The sequence below is a fragment of the Nocardia sp. NPDC004278 genome (assembly GCF_053602975.1).
This window is the reverse complement of sequence record NZ_JBSGEQ010000010.1, coordinates 97,563-119,263: the sequence shown is the minus strand read 5'-3', so window position 1 is coordinate 119,263 and position 21,701 is coordinate 97,563. Positions and strand designations below refer to the sequence as shown.

The 21,701-nt window shown below is 63.3% G+C and carries 28 protein-coding genes; 12 read left to right on the top strand and 16 right to left on the bottom strand.

The window, feature by feature from the left end:
* The first annotated feature begins 57 nt into the window (after positions 1 to 57).
* Positions 58 to 909 (top strand): MBL fold metallo-hydrolase, encoded by an 852-nt coding sequence (locus ACWEO2_RS17900; RefSeq protein ID WP_452406314.1) that lies wholly within the window; start codon positions 58 to 60, stop codon positions 907 to 909.
* 61 nt (positions 910 to 970) lie between these two features.
* Here the strand turns inward: ACWEO2_RS17900 and ACWEO2_RS17895 are convergent, their stop codons facing one another.
* Positions 971 to 1,732 (bottom strand): helix-turn-helix domain-containing protein, encoded by a 762-nt coding sequence (locus ACWEO2_RS17895; RefSeq protein WP_452406313.1) that lies wholly within the window; start codon positions 1,730 to 1,732, stop codon positions 971 to 973.
* An 88-nt stretch (positions 1,733 to 1,820) separates the two neighbouring features.
* Here ACWEO2_RS17895 and ACWEO2_RS17890 point away from each other — a divergent pair, with 88 nt between their 5' ends.
* The 7 genes from ACWEO2_RS17890 to ACWEO2_RS17860 all read left to right on the top strand — a co-directional run bounded on the left by ACWEO2_RS17890 (position 1,821) and on the right by ACWEO2_RS17860 (position 6,044).
* Positions 1,821 to 2,000, top strand: a complete 180-nt coding sequence (locus tag ACWEO2_RS17890) for a hypothetical protein (protein ID WP_452406312.1) — start codon at positions 1,821 to 1,823, stop codon at positions 1,998 to 2,000.
* Between the two features lie 350 nt (positions 2,001 to 2,350).
* Positions 2,351 to 2,719, top strand: a complete 369-nt coding sequence (locus ACWEO2_RS17885; RefSeq protein WP_452406311.1) for a hypothetical protein — start codon at positions 2,351 to 2,353, stop codon at positions 2,717 to 2,719.
* 173 nt (positions 2,720 to 2,892) lie between these two features.
* The gene (locus ACWEO2_RS17880) at positions 2,893 to 3,528 is read left to right on the top strand and encodes a DUF7341 domain-containing protein (RefSeq protein WP_452406310.1); all 636 of its coding nucleotides are present in this window, start codon (positions 2,893 to 2,895) and stop codon (positions 3,526 to 3,528) included.
* A gap of 154 nt (positions 3,529 to 3,682) precedes the next feature.
* Complete coding sequence (locus ACWEO2_RS17875; RefSeq protein ID WP_452406309.1) at positions 3,683 to 3,892, top strand: hypothetical protein; 210 nt, start codon at positions 3,683 to 3,685, stop codon at positions 3,890 to 3,892.
* A gap of 51 nt (positions 3,893 to 3,943) precedes the next feature.
* Positions 3,944 to 4,858 carry a hypothetical protein gene (locus tag ACWEO2_RS17870; RefSeq protein WP_452406308.1) on the top strand — a complete coding sequence of 305 codons (915 nt, stop codon included), beginning with the start codon at positions 3,944 to 3,946 and terminating at the stop codon, positions 4,856 to 4,858.
* A 182-nt stretch (positions 4,859 to 5,040) separates the two neighbouring features.
* Positions 5,041 to 5,439 (top strand): hypothetical protein, encoded by a 399-nt coding sequence (locus ACWEO2_RS17865; protein ID WP_452406307.1) that lies wholly within the window; start codon positions 5,041 to 5,043, stop codon positions 5,437 to 5,439.
* Positions 5,436 to 6,044, top strand: coding sequence for a DUF3558 domain-containing protein (locus ACWEO2_RS17860; RefSeq protein WP_452406306.1), 609 nt, complete (start codon positions 5,436 to 5,438; stop codon positions 6,042 to 6,044). Before ACWEO2_RS17865 ends, ACWEO2_RS17860 begins: the two co-directional genes overlap by 4 nt.
* A 4-nt stretch (positions 6,045 to 6,048) precedes the next feature.
* Here ACWEO2_RS17860 and ACWEO2_RS17855 read toward each other — a convergent pair whose 3' ends face one another.
* The 3 genes from ACWEO2_RS17855 to ACWEO2_RS17845 form a co-directional block, all read right to left on the bottom strand.
* Positions 6,049 to 6,450: a hypothetical protein gene (locus ACWEO2_RS17855; RefSeq protein ID WP_452406305.1), complete on the bottom strand. Its 402-nt coding sequence runs from the start codon at positions 6,448 to 6,450 to the stop codon at positions 6,049 to 6,051.
* A gap of 175 nt (positions 6,451 to 6,625) precedes the next feature.
* Positions 6,626 to 8,899: a TPR repeat region-containing protein gene (locus ACWEO2_RS17850; RefSeq protein WP_452406304.1), complete on the bottom strand. Its 2,274-nt coding sequence runs from the start codon at positions 8,897 to 8,899 to the stop codon at positions 6,626 to 6,628.
* A 10-nt stretch (positions 8,900 to 8,909) separates the two neighbouring features.
* The gene (locus ACWEO2_RS17845) at positions 8,910 to 9,230 is read right to left on the bottom strand and encodes a hypothetical protein (RefSeq protein ID WP_452406303.1); all 321 of its coding nucleotides are present in this window, start codon (positions 9,228 to 9,230) and stop codon (positions 8,910 to 8,912) included.
* Between the two features lie 197 nt (positions 9,231 to 9,427).
* On the opposite strand from ACWEO2_RS17845, the gene ACWEO2_RS17840 reads away from it, so the two are divergent.
* Complete coding sequence (locus ACWEO2_RS17840; RefSeq protein WP_452406302.1) at positions 9,428 to 11,191, top strand: hypothetical protein; 1,764 nt, start codon at positions 9,428 to 9,430, stop codon at positions 11,189 to 11,191.
* Positions 11,188 to 11,949 carry an ESX secretion-associated protein EspG gene (locus ACWEO2_RS17835; RefSeq protein ID WP_452406301.1) on the top strand — a complete coding sequence of 254 codons (762 nt, stop codon included), beginning with the start codon at positions 11,188 to 11,190 and terminating at the stop codon, positions 11,947 to 11,949. Before ACWEO2_RS17840 ends, ACWEO2_RS17835 begins: the two co-directional genes overlap by 4 nt.
* A gap of 129 nt (positions 11,950 to 12,078) precedes the next feature.
* Here the strand turns inward: ACWEO2_RS17835 and ACWEO2_RS17830 are convergent, their stop codons facing one another.
* Positions 12,079 to 12,609: a hypothetical protein gene (locus ACWEO2_RS17830; protein WP_452406300.1), complete on the bottom strand. Its 531-nt coding sequence runs from the start codon at positions 12,607 to 12,609 to the stop codon at positions 12,079 to 12,081.
* A gap of 51 nt (positions 12,610 to 12,660) precedes the next feature.
* Positions 12,661 to 13,137 (bottom strand): DUF4254 domain-containing protein, encoded by a 477-nt coding sequence (locus tag ACWEO2_RS17825; RefSeq protein ID WP_452406299.1) that lies wholly within the window; start codon positions 13,135 to 13,137, stop codon positions 12,661 to 12,663.
* Between the two features lie 235 nt (positions 13,138 to 13,372).
* Here ACWEO2_RS17825 and ACWEO2_RS17820 point away from each other — a divergent pair, with 235 nt between their 5' ends.
* Positions 13,373 to 13,909, top strand: a complete 537-nt coding sequence (locus ACWEO2_RS17820) for a hypothetical protein (RefSeq protein WP_452406298.1) — start codon at positions 13,373 to 13,375, stop codon at positions 13,907 to 13,909.
* 228 nt (positions 13,910 to 14,137) lie between these two features.
* Here the strand turns inward: ACWEO2_RS17820 and ACWEO2_RS17815 are convergent, their stop codons facing one another.
* The 9 genes from ACWEO2_RS17815 to ACWEO2_RS17775 form a co-directional block, all read right to left on the bottom strand.
* Entirely contained in the window at positions 14,138 to 14,575 is a 438-nt protein-coding gene (locus ACWEO2_RS17815; protein ID WP_452406297.1) for a hypothetical protein, read from the bottom strand.
* Positions 14,572 to 14,922 carry a DUF4254 domain-containing protein gene (locus ACWEO2_RS17810; RefSeq protein WP_452406296.1) on the bottom strand — a complete coding sequence of 117 codons (351 nt, stop codon included), beginning with the start codon at positions 14,920 to 14,922 and terminating at the stop codon, positions 14,572 to 14,574. Before ACWEO2_RS17810 ends, ACWEO2_RS17815 begins: the two co-directional genes overlap by 4 nt.
* Before the next feature lie 144 nt (positions 14,923 to 15,066).
* Positions 15,067 to 15,414, bottom strand: coding sequence for a hypothetical protein (locus ACWEO2_RS17805; protein ID WP_452406295.1), 348 nt, complete (start codon positions 15,412 to 15,414; stop codon positions 15,067 to 15,069).
* A gap of 274 nt (positions 15,415 to 15,688) precedes the next feature.
* A complete protein-coding gene (locus ACWEO2_RS17800; protein ID WP_452406294.1) occupies positions 15,689 to 16,231 on the bottom strand; it encodes a DNA-directed RNA polymerase subunit beta in 543 nt (180 codons plus the stop codon).
* Positions 16,228 to 16,398 carry a hypothetical protein gene (locus tag ACWEO2_RS17795; protein WP_452406293.1) on the bottom strand — a complete coding sequence of 57 codons (171 nt, stop codon included), beginning with the start codon at positions 16,396 to 16,398 and terminating at the stop codon, positions 16,228 to 16,230. Before ACWEO2_RS17795 ends, ACWEO2_RS17800 begins: the two co-directional genes overlap by 4 nt.
* 87 nt (positions 16,399 to 16,485) lie before the next feature.
* Complete coding sequence (locus ACWEO2_RS17790) at positions 16,486 to 17,391, bottom strand: phosphotransferase family protein (RefSeq protein ID WP_452406292.1); 906 nt, start codon at positions 17,389 to 17,391, stop codon at positions 16,486 to 16,488.
* A 10-nt stretch (positions 17,392 to 17,401) separates the two neighbouring features.
* Positions 17,402 to 18,754 carry a hypothetical protein gene (locus ACWEO2_RS17785; protein ID WP_452406291.1) on the bottom strand — a complete coding sequence of 451 codons (1,353 nt, stop codon included), beginning with the start codon at positions 18,752 to 18,754 and terminating at the stop codon, positions 17,402 to 17,404.
* Between the two features lie 285 nt (positions 18,755 to 19,039).
* Positions 19,040 to 19,729 carry a hypothetical protein gene (locus ACWEO2_RS17780; protein WP_452406290.1) on the bottom strand — a complete coding sequence of 230 codons (690 nt, stop codon included), beginning with the start codon at positions 19,727 to 19,729 and terminating at the stop codon, positions 19,040 to 19,042.
* On the bottom strand, positions 19,726 to 20,160 hold the full coding sequence (locus ACWEO2_RS17775; protein WP_452406289.1) for a hypothetical protein: 435 nt from the start codon (positions 20,158 to 20,160) through the stop codon (positions 19,726 to 19,728). The genes ACWEO2_RS17780 and ACWEO2_RS17775 overlap by 4 nt, the downstream gene beginning before the upstream one ends.
* Positions 20,161 to 20,398: 238 nt before the next feature.
* On the opposite strand from ACWEO2_RS17775, the gene ACWEO2_RS17770 reads away from it, so the two are divergent.
* The gene (locus ACWEO2_RS17770) at positions 20,399 to 21,151 is read left to right on the top strand and encodes an HD domain-containing protein (protein WP_452406288.1); all 753 of its coding nucleotides are present in this window, start codon (positions 20,399 to 20,401) and stop codon (positions 21,149 to 21,151) included.
* A 74-nt stretch (positions 21,152 to 21,225) separates the two neighbouring features.
* On the opposite strand, the gene ACWEO2_RS17765 is transcribed toward ACWEO2_RS17770, so the two are convergent.
* Positions 21,226 to 21,660 (bottom strand): hypothetical protein, encoded by a 435-nt coding sequence (locus ACWEO2_RS17765; protein ID WP_452406287.1) that lies wholly within the window; start codon positions 21,658 to 21,660, stop codon positions 21,226 to 21,228.
* Positions 21,661 to 21,701: the final 41 nt, after the last annotated feature.

Here is a 21,701-nt window from a genome sequence, read left to right as displayed (position 1 = left end):
ATTGCGGAACGTGTAACGTTGCCGACTAGCTGAGGTAATCGGGGAGGGAGCAGATTCGTGCGTGTCCATCATCTGGATGGCGGGGGGACGCGGCCTCTTGGGGGCCGGTTGATCGATGGCCGACCGGGAATGCTCCGCCGTGCAGAGACTGCGTGCCACTGCCTGCTGATCGAGCACTCGACAGGGTTGGTGTTGGTTGACACCGGCTATGGAGAGCAAGCGGTGACCAGGCCCGAAGTCTGGGTGGGGTCGCAGATCATTCGACGCACGAGACCCGTTCTCGATCAGGTGATTGCCCGGCACGTGGAGGATCTGGGATTCGCGCGTGAGGATGTTCGCGACATCATCGTGACTCATCTGGATCTGGATCATGCGGGCGGGCTGGCGGACTTTCCGGACGCAACTGTCCATGTCTATCAGGCCGAACTGGATGCCGTGACGGGTGTATACGGGCGTCGTGAGCGGTTCCGGTACCGGCCTTTACAGTTCGAGCACGGACCGAAGTGGACGACCTACGGGGAGTCCGACAGTCGAGACGACCACTGGTTCGGCTTGCGAGCAGTGCAGGCGCTAGGCAGCCTGCCCCCGGGAATACTGATGGTGCCGTTGGCAGGACACACCCGTGGGCATGTCGGCGTTGCGGTCGATACCGGGAATGGCTGGCTGTTACACGCCGGGGACGCATATACCTATCACGGCCAGATGGAGGAGCGACCGCGGATGCCGTTGGGGGCGCGCGCTTTCCAGCGGTCGGTGGACACATCCCGCCCGTTGCGGATCGAAAACCAGCGGCGGTTGCGGGAGCTGGTACGCGATCACCGTGACGCGGTGACGGTGTTCTCCTCACACTGCGCAACGGAGTTCGAGCGATTGCGGAGCGAAAGTGCAGCCGACAGAGGACGACGCTGACCATCGCTGTGAACCAGTCCGTTCCCACTCGCTCTGACACGCCGATGTGAGTGGCCATCGGCTACGACGCGATCGCAAGCGGTCCGTCGACCGGCGTGAGGTGGTAGATCCACCACGGCCTGAACGGCAACTCGCTCACGTCGAGAGAAACCCACATCGGTCGTTCCTCCCCGGTCTCGATATCCTTGATAACGGAGCACTCGAGAGCGTTCCCCTCCATGGATGCCCAGCTCTGCGGGAATTCCGCATTCCAAAGGTCATCCCATTCCGGTGCATGGCGGCAGGCATCCACGACGGCGTTGACCTCGTTCTGCGGCACAAGGCCAGGCGACATGAGTTTGAGGCCTTGTGCCATCAGCGCCGCCTCGAAGAACCAGTTCACCAGGACCTCTCGTGCGGCAGGTTCGTTTACCAACCACTCGAGGATGCATCGACCAGGAACCAGACCAGGAAATGCCTCGAGGTACTTGCTGTTTGCCGCCCTCACCTTGAACAGCGGCACTTCGTAGAAGCATGCAGGTCCCGGATAGCCTTCCAGGATCCGGAGGTCTCGGACCTCTAGCGGGTAGTCCGTGGCGAGGTTTGACGGGATGAGGGTGGTCCGGGTCATGGCGAGAATCATTCGACCCCACCAAGCGGGAAGTGCGAGCGCCCTGATGATCGCTTCGAACGACTCGATGCTCAATGTGCGCGTACCGTTCTCGGCCTTCTTGATCTGATCCGCGCTCAGACCCACTAGGTTGCCAAGGTCCTCGGGTCTCTCCAGCCCGACCTGGATGCGACGCGCCCGCAACCATTGACCGACTGCTTTCGTGGTCTCCAATGCCCGTCCCCTTCTTGCTGTATCGCCGGGACACGTTGTCCCCGAGATGATCTTGACCAGAACAGGGCAACATATCGAGACTCGGTCAATGACCATCGACGTGAACCCCTGTGCTGCAAGCGATGTCATCGATCACTACACGCCGTTGAAAGAAGCGCCGAAGGCTATCGCGCTGCCGACCGCAATCTCTGGACCGGAGCCAACATCTCGCGGGGCAACTAATCAACGTATCTTCACCCGCAAGCGGGTGACAAATTCGGAGAGGTGACCGGCGGCATGTTGGCACGTGACACCCAGGGCGACTGGACGACAGTCCGTGTCGATGCCAAGCGTGTGCGGCTGACCGGCGGATCCGAACCGCCGCCGCCTGACGAAAGGGTCACAGGCCACACGTGGGTTAGCTGAAAGTTGTTCCTACATAATGGATTTCACGTCTAATTCTCTGCTCGCGGCAAGGCGTAGCCCTCGCGTAGCAGGCCACGCCTCCGCGGCAGCAATTCGCAAGTCCGAATCATGCCCGCGACGCCGACATCGGCGGCGCCAGCGGGTCCACTGAACGTGGCCGACTCTACTCGGCCAAAGGGGGTTTATGTTGTGCTAGTTCGAAGACCTGTCCTATTGAACTTGCCGCTCGCCCGGCGCGTCCTGGACGCACTGCGGACCAAGCCGCACCTGCACGACCAGTCCGTGTGGCGAGAGGACCGCGCCGAGGGGGTCGCGCACTGCGTGGCCGGATGGACGGTCGAGCTCAGCGGGGCGGTATGGGGGCCACTGCCCGGATTGGTGTCGTGGCGAGGGAAGCTTCGATCGATCCCGGTGCTGGCCGGAGACCTGCTCGGGCTCGATCCGGCGCAGGCCAGGGAACTCTGCTACCTGCGTGACGAAGCCGAAGTTGTTGCCGTGCTGGCGCGATGGGTCGAGCAAAGCTGCGTTCACCAGCACGCCCAACTCGTCGCGCTGCAGGCCGACTTCTATCGCGCAAGCTGACCAGCCGCACCGGTTCAGAAAGCGAGAGTCGCGTTGAGGTGCAACACATGTCAGCGACCACGATCGCTCGCTGATCGCTTGCTGCAGGAGGTATCCACACCACTTTATCTACTGACTCGCGCTACGGTAGAGACCATGGTTTGGATATCAGCGGCACAACAGGATTCGCGACCATGACAGGCGCAGAACCGGTCACTAAGATCTGCCGAGACCTCGAAGACGCCGTACATGCGGTCATCGGCCACCGCTACCAATCCCACGGCACCAGCGACGGAACCCTCCATGGTTATCGCGACAGCATCTATCTCGAGATCCGCTCCGAACTTGCCGCACGCCAAGGCGAGGGCGGAACCCTACGCCCGCGCAGCCTTCCACCGGCCTGGGTTGAGGGCCTGGATTGGCTGACCGAGGTCGACGCCACCGTCGCCGCCTGGTGTCCAGACGCTGGTGAGGACAACGGCCAACCCGGCACTATCCGCAGGCTCAACCAGCTCGCCGCGACATCTTGGAGGCCGGAAGATACACCATTACTTGAGGTTTGGGTCAACGACCTGCGCCGCTGGGCGGCCGCGGGAACGACGTTGATCGAGCCCACGCGCCGTTGGGAACTCGTCGCCGCTTGCCCGGCCTGCGGCGTGCGTACCGTACACCGGCCCGACGCCAGCGGTGAACCCGTCCGCCAAGCCGCCCTCCAGATCACCGCGGACGGCTGCATCTGCCAGGCCTGCCACACCAATTGGGCGCCAGCCCACTATCGGCTCCTCGCGGCAGCGCTCGGGTGCCGACTCCCGCAAGGAGTTCTCGAATAGCTCCTTGACGTACTTGCGTGCGCGCCCGTGTCTACGATGAGCGAATGGCAATTCGCCTTCCACAATCACATGCAGGGGGGTGGCTGCGGATGCACATCGGTTCTCGACGAATCGGGTACATCGTCGCTTCGATTGTTGTCCCGGCACTGGCTGCATGTTCACCGGGCAGTCCGGAACGGACGGACGTCAGCACACCGCCGTCGTTGACATCGTCGCCTTCATCGAGCTCGTCGGCGGGTACAGAACCGTCGTCGGACGCGAGATCCACAAGGGTCATTCCCTTCACAGCGACACCGGTGCCAACTGCCGAGCTCACCACAACGTTGGGGCCGACGACCGTATTGCCTTCAACCACGACCACTAGAACGACCACGACTACAACGACGGTGTCGCCGACCGAGTCGCCGGTTGTCCGGTGAACTCAGCACCGACGCCTCAGACATCTGCGGCGCCGTTGGCCTCTGCGCTGTCGTTGGCGGGAGCGATTGCTTCGCAGACAGTGGTTTTGGGAGCAGTCCTCTACTACTTCGGGCTGGCCTATGCCCGTGCATGGTACGGGTATTTCGGCATCGACGTCGGCATGCTGGGCTTCACCACGGCCGACTACGTCCTGCGGAGTCTCATCCCTACCTTCTGGCCTGTCGTGATTTCACTGCTCGTCGTGCTGGGGCTCATCTCCGCGCGCGGGCTCCCCTTAGTGCTTGCCGTTCGAAGTCGTCGCCCGCGGCGCACCCTTCGCCGCTGGTACCGGTGCACGCTGTCTGTCGGTGGGCTACTTGCTGTGGCGCCGGGTCTGGTGTGGCTGCTTGCCCCAACCGTCGGCTCGCCATGGGAAACCTATCTGCCGGGCTTTCTTGTAACGGGTGCTTTGCTGCTCGGCTTTGCCACCACGCTCCGAGCGAACTACCCGGCACTGATCGGTTCCGGTCGTTTTGCGCAACGCAATGCAGAGCGATCAGCACTGACGACGATCTTGATCGCGCTGTTGGCATTGGGCTTCGCCGGCGTCTTTTGGGGTATCGGGGCGTACGCCGACCGGCGGGGTATTTCGGATGCGCGCGGCCTGGCTCAGGCGAAGTTCCCGGGCCAGCCGTCGATTCTTCTTCTGAGCGTCGACCGACTGGCGATCGAGGGCGAAGGTGCGCAGGTCGACCCAATCACTATGCCGGGCGAGAAGTTTCGCTACGCCTATAGCGGCCTGCGGCTCCTGGCGCGGACTTCCGATACCTACTTCCTGATCCCTCAGCAGTGGCAGGCCACCCGAGACCGGGTTTTTGTCGTCCCTCGAGCAGACAACGTCCGGATCGACATCGCCAGCACTCGAAAATGAACGGACAAGAACATGATCGGCAATCCCAGCCACCGGTGATCGCGCTGGGCCCCATGGTGTCTGTACGTGACGCGGGCGTCAAGGTGGCAGCCTGGGGCATATCGCGGCGTGGCCCGGCATAGACGGCGACCGGATAGCCCTTGGCTGGTACCCTCCAGCGAGGCACTGGATCGGGGGTAGCGATGGTGGAGGCGCAAATCGACTACGGTCGAGCCGAGATCAAGGCGTTCGATGACGCGGCGCGTGCAGGGGTCATCGAGTTCGATCCGCAGTCCGTTCACGAGGCGGTCCAGCTGTACAGCCAGATGATCATTGCGCTGCAGAAGGTTCGCGACAAGCTCCGTACTGTGAAAGACGCCAGGGGTTTTGGTGGCTTTCCTTCTGGGCAGGAGTTGCAAGCTGGCTTCTCGAACAAAGCGGCCGAAGGTGTCGAGGTGCTGAGCCAGTTGATCGATGGGGCGATGCGGTTGCAGGAGGCGTACTTGCGCGCCGGTCGGCTCCTCTCTGAAGCTGATCAAGTCAACGCGGATAGGATCAAGATCGTGGGGGATGCGCAGGGGATTGGTGACGGTGCTCAATGAAACACACTGGTATCTCAGCTGCTTTGGTCCTGATCGCTCTCGCCGCTGCCGGTTGTTCGGGTCGCGACAGTTCGGGCGAGCCGACAGAGACGGCAACATCGACTGCGGTGAAACCGAGTATCGCCGTATCGGTCAAGCCCGCTCCGGAGCAACCACGTAACTCCCGTAGTCCGGTCAATTTCGATCCGTGTTTCGAAATCGGTGATGACACGATCGCCAAAGCGGGGTTCGTCCCGAAAAGCCGTGAGCGCGCCGATCAGGTTCATGATGGTTACGCGTTCATTAGTTGCACCTTCGAACGCCAAGAAGATGTGCGCGGCAAAATGGGCAGGGTGGGTTCCCTAACAATTTCGTCGACCAACGTGACACTGGATGAGTTCCGTAAACGTGAAGGCACTGCGGCAACAGAAGCAAAGGTCAACGGCCGCGAGGCAATTACATACCGTGAGCCAGCGGCGGAAGCATGCTACGTCGTCATGACCGGCCCGGATGCGACCATTGACGTTTCCGTGAGTAGCACTCTTGCGCTTACGCGCTGGAACGCGTGCGACCATGCCCAAGAGATCGCTTTGATCATCGAGTCAGCACTGCCGCCTAACAGGTAGATCGTTAGTTGCCCATATGGCGGGTGACGCCGACAAGAAGGTCGGCAAGAGCTCCGATTTGTTCGTCGGTAATCGTCAGCGGCTCTGCCGCATTCGCAATTTCAATCGAGCCATTCCATTTACCGACCTCTGTAGTGATGCCCAGCGCGCTGCTCGCCTTCAAACGGCCATCGCTGATCCATACCTCAGCAGAATGTCCGACGAGAGGCTTGTAGCCGTGCTGTTCGCGGTAATCGCTTTCGGCGGCATGCCCGTCATCACTCAGGGGGGTGATCCACGCCCCTCCGGTCCATGTGGTTTTCGAGGAGAAGATGCAAGAGCTTCCCTTCTCGATCACTTTATCTGGTGCAGGGCCATCCGTGGTTCGAAGACCGTCGATGTGTAGCTCGGTGGTGAAGAAGTTCACTAACGGATCGCAAAAATCCTTTAAAGTGTGACTGGGTGTCGGTGGTGTGTTATCGCCATTGCTACAGCCCGCGATGAGAGCCGCTGCCATAAGCGCTAGCATGACTGGCGTGATCCGATTCACTTTGTGTCGCACCTTCCGCCATGGGATTCTCTAGGAATTAGATGTTGCGTGTTCATCTGACGCCGTTTCGCCCCTCGAGAACCAGGGTCGACATGTTTTGGAGCTCGTCTTTCAAGACCCCGCCTTTGTAGGTCTTCAAGATGTTCATCAAATCGCTGTGGAGTTCGACTCCGCTGCCAGCAGCGCCGACGCTGTGCTGATAGTCCTTCAGGCTGCCGTCGGACTCGAATAGGTTGCTGTATCGAGGATCGTGTGGGAGGAGACCATCTTGTGCCTGTATCACCTGGGCGACCTGATAGAACTGGCGTGCTGGGAAGAATTCGTGAGAATTGTCGACGTGTGAGCTGCCTATATCGGGTGGAGTGTACGACATTCCGATGAGGTTCATTTTCGCGTAGCTGTTGCTGATGTCTATTACGGGGCCGAAGACGTCTTTCACTACCGGTATCATTTTGACGCCGCTCGTCACTGCCCCCTTGAACCCGTCGTAGGCTGCACCCTTGTCGGCGAAATCGTGTATCGCATCGCCGACTCCGGTGACGCTGCGTGCGTTGAGTTCGGTGTCGATTCCTTTGTCGACGAGCCCCAAGAGAATTCCAGAACCGGTTGCTAAACCGTTGGCCGCATTGTCTGGGTCCGCCAGGACCGACTGGGTCCACAATGTTTGCAGCTGTCCGGCGGTATGGAGTGCTCGGGCGTTGAACTGTATTGCGGCGTCCTTGTCGGAATCGATGACCGCAAAGATCTTCTGAGCGCCTGCACGGTAGACGTCATTGGCATCGTCGGGAGCCTTGAATCCCGGTGTGTTGAGGTACTTTTCGCCGTCTACGCCAGCCAAGTTCGCGATATATGGACTCAGGGCGGAGGAGATCCCTTGCACCGCATGGGGATTGATGTCACCGAGGGAGTGGGACTTGTCTCCGTCGACGTGGAGCAGGTCCGCCGGTCCCTTCGCGATGTATTCCGCGAGACCGGAGGCGGCCTCTCCGGCGCGCATGGAGGTGTTGTGATCGGGAGAGGTTGCGTCGGTTTCGATCCAGGACAGCATCTTTCCGACGGCCGTGCCATCGTCGTTCCAGTGATGGCGCATCAGCGGGTCGAGGATCTTGTTCGTGGTGTTGCCCGGTTCGAGCCCGTCACCGTGCAGGATGTCGTGCACGGCCCCCTTGTCCTGGCCGGCGACCTCGACCATACGCTGAACGAGTCCATCAGCCGAGCCATCACGGTGGACGGTCGATATCAGCGTGTGTGAGTCGACTTGGGGGGCTATCTCCGCGGCCCGTTGCAGCAGGGATTTGTTGATCTCACTACCGGGCATCGATCCCATGTCGGCCTGGCTCATCATCTCGGTCACGTTCGACAGGCCGAGGCCGCCGATGTTGGGCGCGGGCTTGCCCTGTGACACGTCGTAGTGGTTGGTGAGCACGTTCTGCATGGATTTCGGTATTTGGCTGAGCCCGCCCTTGCCGCCGTTCGGAAGTTGCTTGTCGTCAGCGGCGACGGGGCCTGCGCTGACCGACGGGTTGGAGATGATTTGGAACGAGTTCGCCAGTGCCTTTTGCGTGTCTGGTGGCAGCTTGCTCATGATCTGCTGGATTTCGGTCGTGCTCTTGCCGTCGAGGGATCGGCTGATCTGGTTCAGGTACTCCATTTGGGATGCGGGGATGGTTGTGGTGTCTCCCCGCTGGAGTGCGGCGATCTGCTCGGGCGTGAGGTGTCCGGCTTCGGTAATGCGTTGTACTGCTTCGGGACTCAGCTTCGACGGGTCGTCGGCGAGTTGCTTGCCGTCACCGTAGGCTTGGTCTCCGCCGAGCGCGGCGGCGGAGATGAACGATGCGCGCAGGTCGGCGCGTGCTGTGTCGAGGTCGTTGCGGACGGCGATGTCGGCTTGCATGGTGGCGCGGACGGCGTCGTTGAGTTCGGCTTGCAGGTCCAGCAGTTTCTGGGATTCCTCGGCGGAGGGGTTCGCGTCTGGGTGGGTGAGGGAGAGGGTTCGGCCCATGAGGTAGCGGCGGTTCTGGGCTTCGGTGAGGGCTCCGCGGGCGCGGCGTAGCGGGGCGTTGATTTCGTCGTAGCCTTGTTTGGCGCGTTGACCGAGGGTGTCGAGTTTGTCGGCGAGGGTTTGCATTGTCTTCTGGTCAGCGAGCGCGCGGGCTTGGGCGGCGTCGGCGCAGCGGCCTTCCCAGTGGGTTCCGTTGACTTTGGTGACGGCGTCGACGTATTGGGCGAAGAGTTCCTCGAAGTCGGCACCCAGGGCGATCCAGGCGTCGCCGAGCTCGGTGAGCATTTCCGGTTTGGCGGTGTTGATGAAGGTCCGCGGGTCCATGCTTGCCGCCTTACGGGGTCCAGTCGCCGGTGGCTTGGCGGTAGATGTCCATGATCTGGTCGGCGTTGTTGTCGTCGGCGTTCTTGTATTCGCGCGCGACGTTGGCCATGACATCGCCGGTTTCGCTGAGCCGTTCTTTCACGGTGGGCAGCAGCGTGTGCATGAGCAGGTCGGTGGTGATCTGTTCACCGACGGTGACCGACACCAGGACTGGGCTCGTGTGGGGGCCGATGGGTCGCTTGGGTCGCACTTTCGCGGCTTCGTCGGCGAGGTTGTGCAGTCTGGCTGCGAGCTGCTCGAGGATTTCCAGATCGGCTTTCAACGTTCCCATATGTCCCCCGGTGGTGGCGACTCGAACCGACTCACGACCAGGCCACACTAACACCTGCACCAGCACCTGATGCGTGTCGAGAACGCCTTGCCCAGTTCGGTTTTCGGTTGATGCCTCGGCCACGATGACTGGCAGTGCGTGTTAGGCTGGCTCGCCTCAGACCATCGGCCTCGGGGGCTCATCCAGGGGGAACCAAAATGAGCGATAGCGACAAGCCCGCGCAAGCAATCCCCGGCATTCAAGACCTGCTGGATCAGCGCGATACCCAGGCCGCTGTGCAGAAGGCCTCGGACGCTCAGGCCAGGACCGGGCGCGCGGACACCGAGCTGGGTGACCTCGGTGCGGGTACCGACCCGGATTTCGTGCGCAGCGAAGAGCACTTCGAAGGGATGACCCTCGAGGCCATGTATGCCGCGGTACATGGCGGTTTCGATGGCGGCGGCATGGACGCAGCGGGGTTGAAAACCCTGCGGCAGACCTTGTTCGACTGCTATTCGGAGCTGGCGAACGCCTCGACGTTCAACCTGATGGGGATGAATCGGATCTTCGGCAATGGCCTGTGGCAGGGTGCAAGTGGTTCGGCCGCGCAGACGGCGTCGGAGCAGTATTCGAAGGTCGCCAATCAGGTTGCGCGGGTGTTCGAGTCGCTGAGCGGGCGGCTCGAGTCGCTGGCGTGGGCGGCCGAAGCGGTGCGGTTGGCGGTGCCCGCGCCCCCGACAACGGTGACGGTCGGTGCAGATCCTGATAACACCCAGCAGTCCGTGCTGCCGGGCTTGGTTAACCCCAGCTACTCCGATCAGCTCGATAATGCGAGAGAAGAGGCACGGCAGGCCGCCATCCGCGCTCTGAACAGCGTCTACAAGGGCAACTTCCCGCCAGCCGGTTCGGGAGTGCCGACATATGCGACAGTGCCCGAGGTCGGTGGCGATCCAGGCCAGGGTGTGGGTGGTTCCAACACCGGTAGCACCGGAGCGAACGTGCCGAGCACGATAGGGGTAGAGGACACCGGTTCCCAACAGCCGACAACGCCGAGCGCCGCGGCACCCTCCGACTCCAGTCCGACCACGACAACACCCGCGGGCACCAACACCGCCAGCGCTTCCGGGATTCCGAACAGTCCCAGTACAACAACCACACCTACCGGCCTCGGAAGTGCTCCGACGTTGACGGGTAGTGGGCCGGGATCGGGCACGCCCGCCGATGCCGGACACGGCACGAACCGTAATACGCTCGGCGGGCCGGGCACCACATCTCGTGCCGGCGGGCCTGGTAGTTCGGTTCCCGGGGTACCCGGTGTGGCAGCACCCGCAGCGGGAACCTCACGAGCCGCAGGCGGGTCGTCTGCGCGTTCCGGCATCGGCTCGGCGGGAGCGCCCGGCGCGGCAGGTCGGCGCAAAGACGGGGAAGACGACGAAACCCACCACTCACCGGACTACCTGCGCGGCGTCGCACCGGATTGGACCGAGGGTTTGGACACACCGGTCGAGGTAATCGGCGAGGGCTTCGTTCCCGATGGCGATCCGCTGTTCACCGCCGAGCCGACGTGGACACCGCCCTCACGCCCTCACGACTTCAGCGCGTCACCCGCCGAGATGAACACCGCGCCAACTGGATACACACCGGCTGAGGTCCGAACAGAGCAGGGATCCTCGACACCGAGCACACCAGGTCGTGGAGCACAAACCGAGGCCCCGCCCAGCATGAGCGCGGGTGGCCCGCAGGCAGAGACGGTACCCGCGCCCGGGGACAACACTGCCGCCGTGAACCCAGCAACCGCTTCCAGCAGGGCGAAGTCCGCCGGATTCTCCGGCGCGGGCCCCTCGCTGGATGATCTTCTCTCCGAATACGGTTGGGACATGGACACTACCGCGGACAACGCCGACTCTGGCGTGGACGCCACCGCCGCCGATGATCGGACACCCGAGCGATCCGAGACAGCGGGCCCAGGCTCGAGCCAGTGAAAACACAGACTGTCTGGACCTTCACTCCGGACGAATTCGCCTGGGTGTGGGCCGAAACCGGGCTCGATGAGTACCCGGACCCCATCAGCATCATCGAATCAGTCACCACCCACGACGAATACCGGCGGCTGCTCGCCCAGATCAGCGCTCGATACCCACACAGCGGCGACCCGGATCTCACCGGACCGCTAAGGGTCCTCGCCAACCCCGATCTGCGGATCGTGTGCAAAGGTCGATCCATCAACTCGCACAAGCGAATCCGATCCCTTGCAGCGGCCGTCGCCGACCTCGGCGTCGTGCTGTTCCAGAAGCCGGGCGCGACAGCCGATTTCGGCGGCGATATCAAGGTGGTGGTCACTCGGCGTCAGAACCTCGGCAAACACATCGCCGCCACGATGCCACCCGCACCGGTCGGCACCGTCGGAACGATGATCGGTTACACACCACGAGTCCGGGGACAGCAGCCACCCAGTTCGTGGAAGAACACCTCCAGCGGCGACCGCCCCGTCGAAGAACGCATCCGCACCTTGCTGCGGCTACCCCGTAATGCCGAGGGGCACCTACGCATCGAACGTTTTCTTCATGAACCGCGACCACATCCACCCGAGTACCTGAGCTGGATCGACATCCGCCAAGACCATCCAGCTGCCGGCCGTTACCTGATCACCGTCGACGACAACGACACCCTCGTCATCCCGGCATCAGCAGAGGTCATAGCCAACGAGCTACAAAACCGCGCTGCGCTCGATCACATCTGACTACAACTCGCCCCACATCTCCAGCACTCACATGAATCGCTGGGCGGATGGCGCGGATCGTCCAGGCCAACATCCTCGAAGGTGTATCGGACGGTTCTGGTGATCAGGAACCAGTAGGCGGTATCACTCCTACGGCGCGGGAGCCGCAGTGTCCCAAGCCTTTTCGAACTCCATCGTTGTGATCTCGCGGTCGGGCAGATCTGGATCCCATAAGTCGATCGGCGGGTTGAGAGGGAAGTCGTCGAGACCGGCGCGGACCGCCTCGCCGGTGCTGCGCACTTCGACCTGGCGAGTGCGGTAGCCGTTAGTGATCTCGGTCAGATAGTCGGCGGTTGGAACGCCGTCACCGCCGTCCCAGCGCCGGCGGATGTACAGCAAACTGCGATCTGCCATCATCCCGAAACCCGCTAGGTTCCGCTGGACGTCCCGCCGAGCCCGGAGATCTCGCAGTACCGAGTTGGCGGGATCGTCGATATCGACCTTGTCCAGGTCCCATTCCCGGGCATCCGCCAACCGTTCTGGATCCTCGATGACCAAGGTCTCCGCGAAGGTTTCGGCGATCTCGCGGGCCGAACGTGCGTGAACCCACCACCAGAGACCGCCCATCCCATAGTCGTGGCACACGAGGAAACGCTGCTTTGGTGTCTCATCGACGGTCACGGTTACCCAGCGTAGACAGCAGTCGCGCTGAGACGACAGCTCCGGCTCCGACTACAGCCCGCACTTCCGATCCGGCTCGGCCGAATCTCCTTCCGCCGCAGGGAATGAGAAGTCCGGCAGTCGGCGGGTTCCGGCCGCGATCTCGAAGCACAGATCGCTGTAGCCCAGCGCGAGCTCGGTGAGGCGATGCTTGGTGTAGCGAAATTGCAGTGTCGATGTGCCCTGCTGGGAGGCAATTCGGGCGTCGACCGAGAACTGAGCGAGCCGGTCGATCACCATGCCGACTGTCTCGGTGTGTTGGTACGCGGCATCAAAGGCTGGTGGCTGATCGGCGCTCACCCAGCTGTCGATGCGGGACACCAGTCGATCGCGCTCGCGGTCGATCGCCCCGATATCGGCGTTCTCGTCCAGACGAGCCTCATGCAAGCTGGCCAGTTCGTAGGCGCCTTGCAAGATCGGATGCTGGATGGCCACTGTGCCAACGCAGGCTTGCAAGATCATGTCCTTGGACGGCAGCGGTGTCCTCATGACTGACTCACCGCGTGGGCAAGCCGCCCGGAATCTGCGGTCACCGAACCCTGTGCTCCCGGTGGCCGCCGCTGTCCTTGTCGACGGTCGGATGGAATCGCGGTTCCACGGGTGCAGGCTGTATCCAGTGTGGGCCGATTCGCGATCCGCATCGGTGTGCGCTCGAAGATCGTTGCCGGGGTGATCATTTCGTTTCCTCGATATGGGCTCGGATTTTCTGCAGTTTCCGGAGGCGGTGGGCGAGGTGGTGGTCGAGTTCGCTGAATTCCTCCGATCGCAGAGGCGGGGTCGCGAATCCTTGTGCAGGTTCGACGACGCCGGACTGGCGGCACGGTCCGGCGATCGAGGTGTATTCCGTGCTGAGGGCATCCAGCGCTCGTCCGAGAACCAGACATTGGGGTGGGCAGATGTGGTGGATGCTCATGGCGCGTATCGCGTCGTTCTCGTCGAGCACGCCCGGGTCTGTGAGGCAGTCGTGCAGGTACGCACCGTCGTCAGGATCGACGGCTGTTGGCGTGTTCATGAGATCGCCCGTGCCGCAGGGACGGTGTCGTCGATGATCATCGTTCGGACCCACCGGCACGGTTGGGCGTCCCATGCGCGGTGTTCGCCGATCCAGTTGTCGGACACCGGGACCGAGCCGCACAGTACGGCGGGGCACGTCACGCTGATCAATCGGTTCTCGCCGTCGAACTTCGCGCGCACGCAATCGGCATACAGCCGTACGAAGCCATCGACCGCTTTGGTGTATCTGGGTGTGGCCTCGTGGTAGCGAGGTGTGGCACGACCCGAGATATCGAGCATCTGTGGTGGACGTGGTTGAATCCAGCGTCGCCAGTTCAGGTGAAGCACGACGCCCGCCGACACGGGATCTGTATGGAAGTAGTGTGAGACGTGCGTCTTGTCGCAGTATCGGTCATTGAACACGGGGCAGCGCACTCCCTTTCACGGGACGATCGTCGATGGTGGGTGGAAATGCTTTGAGGGACAGTGCTGTCCACTACGGGCTGGCGTGTTGGGGTAGTCGGCGGATGCCGCAGGCGAGTTCGTCGGCGAGGTCCTGATAAGCGCTCGCGGCCTCGACCAGCCGCAGCGAGGCGTCGTAGAACAGTCCGTCCGGGGCGGCGGCGAGCGCGATATGGGTGTGCACGGTCAGCTGCGCGAGCTGGTCGATGACCTGGCCCATGGTGTGAGCGGCCAGGCGCGCGGCGGGGAACGGGATCGGGATGGCCGCCGCCACCCATTGGTCGATGCCCGACATCACACGGATGCGCTGCCGGTCGATGTCCTTGAGGCAGCACAGCCGCGTGTGTTCGCGGGTCTGATGCAGTATCGCGAGTTCCCCGGCCGCGTCCAGCATTGGATGGTCGGTCATGTTGGGGAAGCCTCGGCAGGCGGCCAGCACGGCATCTTTGTCGGGGAGTCCGGTGAGGGTCACCGGCGATCCCCCAAGGTTGGAAGTCGCCGTGCCCGCCGGGCGATGTCGGTGGTTAGATCGGTGTAGCCATCGACCAGTTCCGCTAGCCGGTACCAGGCCGCATGCACGAGAGGGTCGGCAGGATCGATCGTCATCAGCAGGTGGTAGGCGTAAACCTGGGCCTGGGCCAACCGGGCAATCACCGCTCCCAATGTCTCGGTGTGCATCCTCGCCCCCGGATGCGGGATCGGCACGTGGTCGGCGACCCACACATCCACCGCGAGCGCGAGTTCATCTGCACGGCAACCGCACTCACTGCTGAAGGTGGGCAGACGCCGCTGGTACATGACACCGAACTCGTGCGCCATCGTTGCCAGCGGATGGATTTCTACGAAATGTCCCCGGATCGCCGACAGCAGCGCCTCACCCGAGGGGAACAGCGCTACCAACTCGGGTTCGGAACCGCCCGAGACCGTTGTGCTGGTATCCGGACCTGAAATAGCGTGCACAGCTCACCGCCACACCGCAGAAGACCGGACCGGGCCGAGGAGCCGACGAGCAGCGGTGATCACGCTGGTACGCGACGGCAACGAATGCGCTGTCGAAGGCTGCGATACCCAGTACCACCCGGTCCGATGGTCGGTCATCGGAAGCCAGACTCGCTCGCCGGATTCCAGGATCCGCACACCGCGTTCCTCCAGTTGGGCCAGCGTGTGCACGCCGAGCCTGCCGCCCCACGCCGGCCCGACGAGGAAGACCCACTCGCGATTCGGTCGCGAGTGGCTGATGATCGGCACCGACACGCACCGGGTCTCCTCTCGAAGCACCTCACGCACCTGCTTGCCCAGACCCGCGGGCATCCCCACTGCACCCAAAGCCGGAGTCGCAATCAACGACACACGCTCGAACGCACACGACACCGCGAACCCCAACCCTCGATACACGTGGGCCACCTCGCCCACGCTGTGGCAGCTTTCGAACATCACCGCCCCTTCCGACGATGGCCAGCAGGTTCTGACACCACCGAGAGGTGGGATCGCGACCTCAGCCGCGCCGCCGCCACACGGCGACCCTGCGCGGCACCAGCGCTGAACTCCACGATCACTGATGCGCGCAGCGGAACTCGCCCGTGCATCATCGTGAATTCCCCCTCAAGAGACAGGCACGCAATCCGCCTCGGAGTGCGCGAGCTGTCACGTGTGTACCGACCACGGCTCGGATGGCATCGACGATCACCCGCCCCGAGGGGCGGAAGGTGTCCTGTGGCGGCACAACCCACGCCCGGAACCCGGCGTCGCGGGCGGTTGGGGACGGCAGCGCGATCTGCGCGCCCCACCGGACCACCGAGACGTTGTGGCGGAACAACTCCGCGAACAACCCCACCTCGTCCGGGATGTCCGGCACCACAAGGTAGGTCCAGCGCTTCGAGCGAGGATGCGAAAGGACCGGGCCTAGCCGCTCACTGCGGCTCTGCAGGTAGATCTTCACTCGCGCAGCCAATGCGGCGGGCAACGTGACCGCGCCGACATCGCTGCTTGCGGGCACGATGATCCGTCCGAGCTCCGGCTGCACCACCGCCGCCAACCCGCAGATCTGCCGATAGAACCGACACCGAGACACCGGTGTGTCGGCAGCAACAACCGGCAGCACTTCGGTCGCTTCACCGCCGTCGATCACGATTGCCCCCTTGCATCGGCAACCTGTTCGGCGACAAGCGCTTTCAGCCACCACACAGCGTTGAGCTTGTGCGGGCCATCCCATATGTCGAGGGTGGCGAAATATGTGGCCATCACCGCCGAGCGCTTGGTGACCCGTTTGGTCATGGTGATTTCCATCGAGTGCATGCCCTTAGTCAACGCAGAACAGTTGACCCTCCCAATGGCTTTTCGATGGCCTTCGGTCTGCGTGAGGAGAAAGGGCAACCCTGTCGCTCACTGGTAGGGACGCCAGGCAGCCTGCTGATGATCGGTACGGAGAGTGCGCATCCGGTATGCGTGTTCGGCCGCGATCTCGGGCCGTCGGCCCAGGTCAGGGATCGCAGAGGTGACCAATAGCAGCTCTCGGATGCGTCGCAGAGCTTGCCACCATGCCCATGAGGTGACGTCGGCGCCGTAGGCTGCGGCGAAATCGTCATAGAATTCGCGGTGTCCGAATCGAACACCGTCGACGGCGACAACAGCGAGATCCCAGGCGACAGGGCCGATACCAGCGCTGTCGAGATCTGCGAGCACCATCATGCCCGTCGGTGTGCGCAGCAAGTTGCCTGTGTGCACGTCACCGTGGATTACACCCGTCTGCATCGTCGGAAGACGCTGGTATTCCTGTTCCGCCAGCGCCCACTGTTCTCGGAGCCAATCGAGTGCGTCCGGGTCTAGCATCGGGTCGGCAGCATCGAGACGCAATGCCGCAGCGGCGAAAGGGTTCCATTTCGGCAAGTCCGACGCATCGGATATAGGCAGGCGGTGCATTGCTCGCACGGGTACGGCGAGGTCAGAGGCGCGGAAGTCCGGTTTCATCGCGGTGGCAGGGATCTCATGCCAGAACGTGATGGCGTGGTCGTCGACGTAGATTGGCTGGTCCAGTTCGAGGAGTCGGACGGTGGGGGCGTCCCGCTCGGCCAGCCAACGAGCCATCCTGACCAGGCGCGGTGCCCGTGTGCGCCCCAGGACACCGATGCCTATCCGCGCGATCACTCCGGTGCCGGAAAGCCGATAGGTTGCGTTATTGGTGTATTTGATCAACTCGGCGTCAGCGGAACCATGGAGCTTCGCCTGTGCGCAGGCAGTGTGAAGTACCGCCTGCAACTCTCGTGCGCGAACCGGGTCCAGATTAGTCATCGGACCGCGGCTATGACGCCCTCGCCAACACCAGCTCATGCGTCAGATCGCGCACATCCGCATAGCTTGCGGCGAATGGAGTTGCTGCGGCCTCGATCTCGGCCAGCCGCTCCATCGCCCGACCGCTTCGGATGGTCTGCATCTGCTCCAAGACCACGGTCGCCTCGCGGACACCGCTGTCGACCTCGCCGACACGAAACAGCGCAGTGGACAACACAATTCGATCGTAGAGCAGGCTCCGGGCCGGGCGGTCCGCATCGGCAGCCGACAGCGACGATCGGGTAAGTGCGACCGATTCTTCGGCCAATTCAACGGCGGCAGTCTGATCGTCCAGCGCAGCCGCTAGCACGCCGTTCACCAGCGCCCTATGCCCTGCGAAGTCTCCGGCCGTGAAGAACACCTTGTGCCACGGCTCCAACTGGTCGAGATTGATGCGGCTCATCTCGTGCTGGGCGCGGGCGAGGCTGTCCTCGACTCGTTGGCGCTGTCCCATCAGTCCGTACGCCCACGCTGCCGTCGCGTGCAGTTGGGCGGACTCGCCGAGATCGCCCGCGTCCTGCGCGGCGATCTGGCCCAGCTGTGCCAGCCGCAAGGCATCTTTGGGCTGGCGTTGGTGCAGGGCGACACGACCCATCCCGAACAGAACATCGGCAGCCCGGCTATCGGCCTCCGGTGCCTCGACAGCCTTCGCCCACATCAGAGCGCGACTCAAATACCGCTGGGCGAGTGTCTGTTGGCCCGAGTCGTGGCAGGCCCAGCCAGCTATGTTGGCCAAGTCAGTCAACGCAAGGAGCAGCTCGTTGCGGGTCGAGTCGCTGCAATCTGCGCGAAGCAGTCCTGCACTCCAGCCAAGCGCCGCGCACGTGGCATCGACGGTCGCGCTACCGCCGTACCGGTTTTGCTGCTCGCCCAAGTCATCGGTGATGGCGCGAAGCCGTGCCACGTCAGCCGACCCGGCCTTGGACGGCAGCGTCCCCACGCCGGGTACAAGTTCGGGCAGCCAGCGGTCGAGCCCGGACGTCACCCCGACAACGGCGGACGCCACCGCACTGAGAAAATTGCGACGCAACACTTCCTCATCCTCCGTCACCTCGACGCCACCACCCACAGTACGAGCGGCGGCAACCGAAGGCGGCAACGGAGCACCCAGCTTTGCCAGCAATCGCAGATACACCGGACGAGGACAGGAAACCTCCCCGTCTTCCCACCTCGCTACCCGCCGCGCATCGCACATGACGTTCTCACCGGCATCCGTGGCAACCTTGGTCAGCGCCGCCGCGAACTCCGCCCGCGACTCGCGCCGGATAGTGTCGCGAAACCACCGCAGTCGCACCGGCCACGGCTGATCTCGAATCAACTCCATGTAGCCACTCCCGTCAACGTCCTCCCACGTGAATCCGCAGCATGGCAGACGAACATCGCGAGGACCTAACAAACGTGCACATTGTTTCGTAGCCGGACCGTGCAGATCGGCGCCCATGGGCGATTGTGGCCCTTGCGCGGGATGATTGTGGACAGCTAGCGTCGGTTTCGCGCCAGTAGTGTGCCGAAATCCCCTTCCGCTGCTGACGTTTCGTTCAACAGGACCCCCGACGGCTTGGTCTTTCCACCCCTCGCCATCGTCGGGGGTTCTGTCGTACTCCCGTCCTTACTGCTCCGTGTTCGGAGGTTCCTCGTGAGTTACGGTCCCAGCCTTGTCATCTGGCTTCAGGTCATCGAGTTTCTCGGCAACCTGTTCGGTTCGATCATCGGCACTCCGCCGCCGTGATCGTTGCTGGCATCCGCAGTCGCATGTGCACGGTGTCGGCTTGGGGGTCAGCATCCACCGGCGCGGGCGAACCGATCCCGGGCATTCGTCGTGCCGGTCCAGCGCGCACAACAGGCTCAGGCCTTCGGGTCTTGTTTCGTGGATGAGATCGAAAGCGACACCGCCGATCTCGATTCCTCGATCCAGGAAGTAGGACAGCTTCCATCCCTCGCGGGTCAACTCTTTGATCCCCAGGATCGAGTAGGTCGACCACTGTGGGTCGATGTCCCGCTCGAGATAGGCCGCCAGGTCGGTGTCCTCGGGGTATTCCAGGGGTGTCTCACTGATTCCGAGACCTGCGACGAAGTCGAACTTGCCTCGTCGACGGATCTCCTGCAGACCGAGGCTCGGCCACAACGGCAGGGCCGTGTTCACGGCCGGGTGCCAGGTCATTTCACGGATCGCGGTGTTGAGGTTGGCGCGGAAGGCATCCGGTTCGCTGTAGCGGCGGTATCCAGTTCCCCAGTACCGCCAGCCGCGTTCGATCCGGTCGCGCCGCCACACCCCCTCAGGTAATTCATCGACGCTCATGCGCGGCCCCAAACCGTCGCGACGTGGCAGGTGTCGGGTGCGGCAGGGCGGGTGTCCCACCAGTGGATGTCTCCGCCTGCCGCGTCGATGAAGTACGCCCATCCGATCAGCGGATGCGCGCGAGCATCGGCGAGGTTGTAGCCGTGCATGCGCGGTCCGATGGTGTAGGAGAAGCCGTAGCCCTCGATCACCCGGCCCTTGTGCAAGGGCAGGTAGAGGTTGGTTTCGGCGTCTCCCTCGTCGAGCTCGGGCCACAGATACGCCCACCCGTAGCGCTGTCGCGCAAGGGTGGCCAGGACGGTCTCGATACCGTCGCGGGCCACCAGCTGCCCCAGGCGCGGCAGCATCTCTTGCGGGTTGCCCTCGACGTGGATGTAGACGCCGGTGGCTTTCTCGCCGCCGAGTCTGCCCACGATGCAGGGGTCACTCATTGTTGTGTCTCCCGTAGATGTGGTGAACCAAGATCCGGTGCCCGGCCAGGTGCTAGCTGGCCGGGACCCAGCCCGCGAACCAGTGGGTTCGCGGAACCTGCTGCGGTGCAGCAGGAGTCAAAAACATGCCGCCCGATGTGGCGGCGGTCATCCGCCGGAGGAGTCCGGCTCTCCGGCCGATTCGTGGCCATCAGACCTGCGAGCGCGCGAGCTCGCCTGCTACCTCGAGGAGGCGCACATGGCTGCTCCAGCGGGGCTCGACTGGGCGTGGGCGCAGAACACCGGCGGCAACCTGACCGGCGCGCAGCGCCGTCAGCTGACCAGGGTGATGTTCGGCATGATGCCGGGGCTGGTCATCGACGCGGTGCAGGCACGGACCGGCTACCACGGCACCGCGCAACTCGAGTTGGCCGACGCACGGCTACCCGATACCAAGCTCGTGCGCGAAGCCGAACGGGAGGCCCGCGCGGTGTTGTCACCGACGCTGCTCGAGCACTCCTATCGCACATACTGGTTCGCTCGCGTGCTCGCGGCCGTCGACGGGGCGGATTACGATGATGAGCTGGCCTACGTGTCGTGCCTGCTGCACGATCTGGCGCTCGAACATCCCACGCCCGGTTGCTGTTTCGCCGTCGTCGGTGCTCGCCGCGCTATCGCGCTCGCGTTGGCGGCCGGTGAGACACCGGAGCGGGCGCAGGATCTCGGGGCGGCGGTGGCCGAGCATATGACCCTCGGGGTGAGCGCCGACCTGTCGGACCCGGCAGGGTTCGTCGCGGCCGGAACATCTCTGGATTTGTTCGGTGCGCGCCTGTCGGAATTCGATCCCGCCTGGGTGCGAGAGCTGCTGTTGCTGCACCCACGGTTAGGGTTCAAACATGCTGCGGTCGAGGCGATTCGAGCCGAGGCCGCCGCCGTGCCCGCAGGCCGGACGGCATGGATGGCGTCATGGGGATTCGAGCTGCTGATCACCGCTGCGGCCTTCCCGGAATAGCCGGGGGAGTGACGGCGAGAGGGCCGACCCGTGCTAGCAGGGTCGGCGCTCTCGCCGTCACACACTCACCTCGCTCAGCGTGGGATGTACACCCAGGTGGCGGGGTCGGCGATGACAAGCTTGGCGAGTTCGGTCGCCGATGCTGGGGTGAACAGTCCGCCGCCGATCGCCTGGTAGCCGGTCATGCGCTGTCCGGCTTTCCAGCCCGTGGGTTGGCGTTCCCAGATCGCGGTCACATCTCGTTTGTCCAGGCGCGGTCGTCCGTACTGGTTGAGCGGGGTGCCCAGCAGGGTGATCCGCGGATAGCCGTCGACCACGAGCTGGCTGACGGTTATCTCCCATCCCGACAACAGCAGCGCTGAGACCAGCGTCCCAAAACCGAGACCCTCATCGGCCAGCAGCTCGGCCACTATGGACGAGACACCATGCCCGTCGCAGGAGACGACCTGATCACAGCCCGCACACCGTAGCTCGATGCTCTTCGGGCACGGGACGTGTTCTTTACTCATTGCGTGTTTCCTGTCTGTGAGTGCACGAAGTCCCCGGCCGC

Coding starts and splice junctions, on each gene's coding strand:
- ACWEO2_RS17770 (WP_452406288.1), top strand. CDS start 20,399: ATGGCTGCTCCAGCGGGGCTCGACTGGGCGTGGGCGCAGAACACCGGC.
- ACWEO2_RS17860 (WP_452406306.1), top strand. CDS start 5,436: ATGAAACACACTGGTATCTCAGCTGCTTTGGTCCTGATCGCTCTCGCC.
- ACWEO2_RS17890 (WP_452406312.1), top strand. CDS start 1,821: ATGACCATCGACGTGAACCCCTGTGCTGCAAGCGATGTCATCGATCAC.
- ACWEO2_RS17765 (WP_452406287.1), bottom strand. CDS start 21,660: ATGAGTAAAGAACACGTCCCGTGCCCGAAGAGCATCGAGCTACGGTGT.
- ACWEO2_RS17805 (WP_452406295.1), bottom strand. CDS start 15,414: ATGCCCGCGGGTCTGGGCAAGCAGGTGCGTGAGGTGCTTCGAGAGGAG.
- ACWEO2_RS17840 (WP_452406302.1), top strand. CDS start 9,428: ATGAGCGATAGCGACAAGCCCGCGCAAGCAATCCCCGGCATTCAAGAC.
- ACWEO2_RS17845 (WP_452406303.1), bottom strand. CDS start 9,230: ATGGGAACGTTGAAAGCCGATCTGGAAATCCTCGAGCAGCTCGCAGCC.
- ACWEO2_RS17880 (WP_452406310.1), top strand. CDS start 2,893: ATGACAGGCGCAGAACCGGTCACTAAGATCTGCCGAGACCTCGAAGAC.
- ACWEO2_RS17810 (WP_452406296.1), bottom strand. CDS start 14,922: ATGGCGCACGAGTTCGGTGTCATGTACCAGCGGCGTCTGCCCACCTTC.
- ACWEO2_RS17775 (WP_452406289.1), bottom strand. CDS start 20,160: ATGAGTGACCCCTGCATCGTGGGCAGACTCGGCGGCGAGAAAGCCACC.
- ACWEO2_RS17795 (WP_452406293.1), bottom strand. CDS start 16,398: ATGCACTCGATGGAAATCACCATGACCAAACGGGTCACCAAGCGCTCG.
- ACWEO2_RS17850 (WP_452406304.1), bottom strand. CDS start 8,899: ATGGACCCGCGGACCTTCATCAACACCGCCAAACCGGAAATGCTCACC.
- ACWEO2_RS17875 (WP_452406309.1), top strand. CDS start 3,683: ATGTTCACCGGGCAGTCCGGAACGGACGGACGTCAGCACACCGCCGTC.
- ACWEO2_RS17785 (WP_452406291.1), bottom strand. CDS start 18,754: ATGGAGTTGATTCGAGATCAGCCGTGGCCGGTGCGACTGCGGTGGTTT.
- ACWEO2_RS17780 (WP_452406290.1), bottom strand. CDS start 19,729: ATGAGCGTCGATGAATTACCTGAGGGGGTGTGGCGGCGCGACCGGATC.
- ACWEO2_RS17865 (WP_452406307.1), top strand. CDS start 5,041: ATGGTGGAGGCGCAAATCGACTACGGTCGAGCCGAGATCAAGGCGTTC.
- ACWEO2_RS17825 (WP_452406299.1), bottom strand. CDS start 13,137: ATGAGGACACCGCTGCCGTCCAAGGACATGATCTTGCAAGCCTGCGTT.
- ACWEO2_RS17790 (WP_452406292.1), bottom strand. CDS start 17,391: ATGACTAATCTGGACCCGGTTCGCGCACGAGAGTTGCAGGCGGTACTT.